The following is a 6,000-nucleotide window of genomic DNA, read 5'->3' on the forward strand; positions in this document are numbered from 1 at the left end:
GGAGGTCGGGATAATGTTGCCTCTGGCATCATAAACCCGATTGGGTGCAATGAGCATGCCCTTAAAAACACTGTGGTTGAATATCGGGCTGTTGCTTAAACCCTGTAGGAGCGGGCTTGCTCGCGATGGCATCGACGCAGCCTCACTGACAGACCGCGGCGCTGGCATCGCGAGCAAGCCCGCTCCCACACAACCCGACTCAGCCCTTGGAGTATCGCTGCTGGCCCCACTCGATAATCCGCGCCAGCAACTGCTTGAGCACCACCTGGGTCGGTGCCGCAAGGTCTTCGCGATAGTTGAACGGCTCGAACTCCTCCATATAAGTGCACTGGGCCAGTTCCAGCTGCACGGCATGGATGTTGTCCGCCGGACTGCCGTAGTGGCGAGTGATATGACCGCCCTTGAAGCGTCCGTTCAGGATGTGGCTGTAGGCCGGATGCTCGGCACAAATGGCTTCAAGGTCGCGGGCCAGGGTCGGATCGCAACTGGCGCCATTGAAAGTGCCCAGGTTGAAGTCCGGCAAGCGCCCGTCAAACAGGTGCGGTACGCAAGAACGGATGGAGTGCGCATCAAACAGCAGCGCATAGCCAAACTCGTCCTTGAGGCGCTTGAGTTCCTGCTCCAGGGTCAGGTGGTAAGGTTTCCAGATCTGCTCCAGATACGTTGCACGCTCTTCGGCAGAAGGCACCTGCCCTTCGCGAAACAATGGCACACCGTCGAACAGCGTGGCCGGGAACAGCCCAGTGGTCGCACCTACATACATCGGCGCATCATCCTGCGGGCGATTGAGGTCGATCACAAAGCGCGAATACTCCGCCGCCAGGGTGCTGGCACCCAGTTCGGCGGCAAATTCATAGAGCCGCGGGATATGCCAGTCGGTGTCCGGCAGGCTTTGCGCTTCGGGAATCAGCCCGGCCTTGACCGCAGGTGTCAGCTTCAAGCCTGCGTGGGGCATGCTGATCAGCAATGGCACACGGCCTTGTTTGAATGTCAGAACCTTGTCCACAAGCTTTTCTCCTAAAGCGTTACGTCAACGCCGCTGCGCACGACGCGTTTGTCCAGATCACCGCCCAGCCAGTAGGCCAGGTCTGCCGGACGATCAATGTTCCAGGCAACAAAGTCAGCCACTTTGCCGGGTTCAAGCGAACCGTGGGTCTCGCCCATGCCCAATGCCGTCGCGGCATGCTGGGTGACGCCAGCCAGGGCTTCTTCGGGGGTCATGCGGAACAAGGTGCAGGCCATGTTCAGCATCAGGCGCAACGACAAGCCAGGGGACGTACCGGGGTTGAGGTCGCTGGCGATGGCGATTTTCACTCCGTGCTTGCGCAGGGCGGCCATCGGCGGCAACTGGGTTTCACGCAAGAAGTAAAACGCACCGGGCAAGAGCACGGCCACGGTGCCGGAGGCGGCCATGGCAATGGCGTCTTCTTCGGTCATGAATTCCAGATGGTCCGCCGACAACGCCTGGTAGCGCGCCGCAAGGCTTGAGCCATGCAAGGAGGACAACTGCTCGGCATGCAATTTGACCGGTAAGCCCAATTGCTGCGCCACTTTGAATACCCGCTCAACCTGGGCGGGCGAAAACGCCAGGTATTCGCAGAACGCATCCACCGCGTCTATCAGCCCTTCGGCGGCCAACGCGGGCAGCATCTCGTTGCAGATATGCTCGATATAGTCGTCGGCACGGTCCTTGTACTCCGGCGGTAAGGCATGGGCCGCCAGGCAGGTGCTACGCACCGTGACCGGCAACGCTTCGCCCAGACGACGGATCACCCGCAAAATTTTGCGCTCGCTTTCAAGGCTCAGGCCGTAACCGGACTTGATCTCGACGCTGGTGACGCCATCGCGCAGCAAACACAGCAAACGCTGACGGGCACTGGCGAACAATTCATCTTCGCTGGCAGCTCGGGTCGCACGCACGGTGCTGGCAATACCGCCCCCGGCGGCGGCGATTTCTGCATAGCTCACGCCCTGCAAGCGCTGCTCGAATTCGCCGCTGCGATTACCGCCAAACACCGTGTGCGTATGGCAATCGATCAGCCCCGGCGTCACCCACGCCCCTTCCAGGCCGTGGGTTTGACCATACTCGCCCGTCGGCAACTGCTGACGCGGACCAATCCACTCAATGTAGCCATCACGGGTGACAATGGCGGCATCCTCGATGATCGAGTACGTGCCATTGGCCATGGTTGCGACATTGCAGTGTTGCCAAAGGGTTTTCATTGCGTCACTCCGTCAATGATCAAAAACTCAGGAAAGCTCGGGAGCCACTTCAATCGCCCGACCCGCTGCCGGCTTTACCCACAATAGATAAGCCACCACCAGGAATACAATCCAGACCGCGCCTACCATCAGTGCCGCCTGGGTCTCAGGGAAGTAACCCAGTACGCCGAAGATAAACACCATGAATGCGATAGCAGCCATTGGCGCATACGGCCAGAACGGTACCGGGAACTTGAGTTCGGCTACTTGCTCACGGGTCATGGAGCGGCGCATGGCCACTTGGGTCACCAGAATCATCAACCACACCCAGACCGTGGCGAAGGTGGCAATCGAGGCGATGACCAGGAAGATGTTTTCCGGGATCAGGTAGTTGAGCACCACACCGCCCAACAACGTAGCGCCCATTACCAGTACGGTCATCCACGGCACGCCATGGCGGGAGATTTTTGCAAAGCCTTTAGGCGCCTGCCCTTGCTGGGCCAGGCCGTACATCATGCGGCCCGCGCCGAAGATGTCGCTGTTGATGGCCGATACCGCCGCCGAAATCACCACGATATTCAGAATGGTGGCCGCCGAGCTGATGCCCAGGCTGTCAAAGATCTGCACAAACGGACTGCCCTGGCTGCCGATCTGGGTCCAAGGGTAGATCGCCATCAACACAAACAGGGTCAGCACATAGAACAGCAGAATGCGCAGCGGTACCGCGTTGATCGCTTTGGGAATCACACGCTGCGGATCTTTGGCTTCGCCGGCAGTGATGCCGATGATTTCAATACCGCCGAAGGCAAACATCACCACGGCAAACGAAGCAATCAAACCGCCCACGCCATTAGGCATGAAGCCGCCGAAGGACCACAGGTTGCTGATGCCGGTAGCCACGGCATCCGTGCTGCCAGACGTACCGATGCCAAACAGCATGATGCCGAAACCGGCCAGGATCATGGCCACGATCGCGGCAACTTTAAGCAGCGACAGCCAGAACTCCATTTCGCCAAAGACTTTGACGCTGCACAGGTTCAAGCCGCCGATCAGCAGCACGATGCCCAGCACCCAGATCCAGCGCGCGACTTCCGGGAACCAGAAGCCCATGTAAATGCCGAAGGCGGTGACATCGGCCAGACACACGATGATCATCTCGAAGGCATAGGTCCAGCCCAGGATAAAGCCGGACATGGGGCCCAGGTAGGTGCTGGCATATTGGCCAAACGAGCCGGATACCGGGTTATGCACGGCCATTTCGCCCAGTGCACGCATCACCATGAACACCGCGGCGCCACCAATCAGGTACGCCAGCAGCACAGCAGGCCCAGCCATTTGGATGGCAGCGGCTGAACCATAAAAAAGACCCGTTCCGATCGCTGAACCCAGCGCCATAAAACGGATGTGGCGAGCGGATAGCCCGCGTTTCAAACCTTGAGTCTGGTTTTGCATTTCGCGTCCTTGATTATTTTTGTCGGCGAAAACAGAGACGCAGAGGGTCGATAAGACCCTCTGCGTTTTTTGGGGTTACAGGCTTGGCAGAACGTGAGCAGGCAGCAGATCGTTCAGGCAACGGGTTGCCAGCAGTTGCATGGCAACTTCGATATCCGGTGCGAAGAAGCGGTCTTTCTCATAATGAGCGACCTTGCTGCGCAGGGTGGTGCGAGCGACTTCAAGCTTGGCCGAGGTTTTCAGGCCATCACGCAGATCCAGACCCTGGCACGCGGCCAGCCACTCGATCGCCAGTACGCCACGGACGTTTTCGGCCATTTCCCACAGACGCTTGCCAGCAGAAGGGGCCATCGATACGTGGTCTTCCTGGTTGGCCGAGGTCGGAATGCTGTCAACGCTGTGTGGGTGGGACAACGCCTTGTTCTCGCTGGCCAGGGCCGCAGCCGTTACCTGAGCGATCATGAAGCCGGAGTTCACGCCACCATTGGCCACCAGGAACGGCGGCAATTGCGACATGTGCTTGTCCATCATCAACGAGATGCGACGCTCGCTCAGCGAACCGATTTCTGCAATCGCCAGCGCCATGTTGTCAGCAGCCATTGCAACCGGCTCGGCATGGAAGTTGCCACCGGAGATCACGTCGCCCTGCTCGGCGAATACCAGCGGGTTATCCGACACTGCGTTGGCTTCAATGCCCAGCACTTCGGCGGCCTGGCGGAACTGGGTCAGGCAGGCACCCATCACTTGCGGCTGGCAACGCAGGGAGTACGGGTCTTGTACCTTGTCGCAGTTCTTGTGCGACTCGGACACTTCGCTGCTCGCGCCCAGCAGGCCACGGTAAATGGCAGCGGCGTCGATCTGACCGCGTTGACCGCGGGCAGCATGAATGCGTGGATCGAACGGCGAGCGCGAACCCAGAACGGCTTCAACGGTCAGGCCGCCACAGGCCATCGCGGCAGCAAACAGGTCTTCGCCTTCAAACAGACCGCGCAAGGCATAGGCCGTCGACACTTGAGTGCCGTTGAGCAGGGCCAGGCCTTCTTTGGCAGCCAGGGTCAGCGGCTCAAGACCGGCTTGTTTCAAGGCAGTGACGGCATCCAGCCACTCACCCTTGTAACGGGCCTTGCCTTCGCCCAGCAGCACCAGCGACATATGCGCCAACGGCGCCAGGTCGCCCGATGCGCCTACCGAACCTTTAAGTGGAATGTGCGGGTAAACCTCGGCATTGATCAGCGCGATCAACGCATCGATCACCACGCGACGAATCCCGGAGAAACCACGGCTCAGGCTGTTGACCTTGAGCACCATGATCAGGCGTACCAGATCATCGCTGATTGGCTCGCCGATACCGGCTGCGTGGGACAGCACCAAGGAGCGCTGGAGGTTTTCCAGGTCTTCGCTGGCAATTTTGGTCGAAGCCAACAAACCGAAACCGGTGTTGATGCCGTACGTGGTGCGGTTCTCGGCAAGGATCTGCTCAACGCACGCCACACTGGCATCGATCTGCGCCGACGCACTTTCGTCCAGGCTCAGGGTGACTGGCTGCTGATAGATGTCACGCAGTTGGGCAAGGCTCAGTTGGCCGGGGATCAGGTTTAACTCAAGCACGTTAATACTCCTTCACGCGTGTAACCGAAATTATAGAAATTGTTCGTAACCTTGTGGGAGCCGGGCTTGCCCGCGATTGCATCACCTCGTACTGCCTGAAGTACCGAGGCGTCTGCATCGCGAGCAAGCCCGCTCCCACAGGATTCGTGCCCGTGGGTCAGCCGTTGATCATCGGCAGGTTCAGGCCCTGCTCGTTTGCACAGTCGATGGCGATGTCGTAGCCCGCATCTGCGTGACGCATCACGCCGGTTGCCGGGTCGTTGTGCAGCACACGGGCGATACGCTCAGCCGCTTCGTCGGTACCGTCACACACGATCACCATCCCCGAATGCTGGGAGAAGCCCATGCCCACGCCACCGCCGTGGTGCAGCGAAACCCAGGTCGCGCCGCTCGCGGTGTTCAACAGGGCGTTGAGCAATGGCCAGTCGGACACGGCGTCAGATCCGTCCTTCATCGACTCGGTTTCACGGTTCGGGCTCGATACCGAACCGGAGTCCAGATGGTCGCGGCCGATCACGATCGGGGCTTTAAGCTCGCCGCTGCGCACCATTTCGTTGAACGCCAGGCCCAGCTTGGCGCGCTGGCCCAGACCAACCCAGCAGATACGAGCCGGCAGACCCTGGAAGCTGATGCGCTCGCGAGCCATGTCCAGCCAGTTGTGCAGGTGGGCGTCGTCAGCGATCAGTTCCTTGACCTTGGCGTCGGTTTTGTAGATGTCTTCGGCATCGCCCGACAGCG

At 59.8% G+C, this 6,000-nt stretch carries 5 protein-coding genes; all 5 read right to left on the reverse strand.

The genetic code is table 11. The annotated features are described in order from the left end of the window. Positions 1-199: 199 nt before the first annotated feature. The gene (gene hutG, locus AC19YQ_RS23475; RefSeq protein WP_339474941.1) at positions 200-1,006 is read right to left on the reverse strand and encodes an N-formylglutamate deformylase; all 807 of its coding nucleotides are present in this window, start codon (positions 1,004-1,006) and stop codon (positions 200-202) included. Between the two features lie 11 nt (positions 1,007-1,017). After that, entirely contained in the window at positions 1,018-2,223 is a 1,206-nt protein-coding gene (gene hutI / locus AC19YQ_RS23480; protein ID WP_500596066.1) for an imidazolonepropionase, read from the reverse strand. A gap of 27 nt (positions 2,224-2,250) precedes the next feature. Beyond that, on the reverse strand, positions 2,251-3,654 hold the full coding sequence (locus AC19YQ_RS23485) for an amino acid permease (protein WP_219262193.1): 1,404 nt from the start codon (positions 3,652-3,654) through the stop codon (positions 2,251-2,253). 75 nt (positions 3,655-3,729) lie between these two features. Continuing rightward, on the reverse strand, positions 3,730-5,262 hold the full coding sequence (gene hutH, locus AC19YQ_RS23490) for a histidine ammonia-lyase (protein ID WP_500596067.1): 1,533 nt from the start codon (positions 5,260-5,262) through the stop codon (positions 3,730-3,732). Positions 5,263-5,419: 157 nt separating this feature from the next. After that, the coding region (locus AC19YQ_RS23495; protein ID WP_500595924.1) for a urocanase-related protein at positions 5,420-6,000 on the reverse strand (581 nt) is incomplete at its 5' end.

Source organism: Pseudomonas sp. MF06569 (assembly GCF_059862735.1).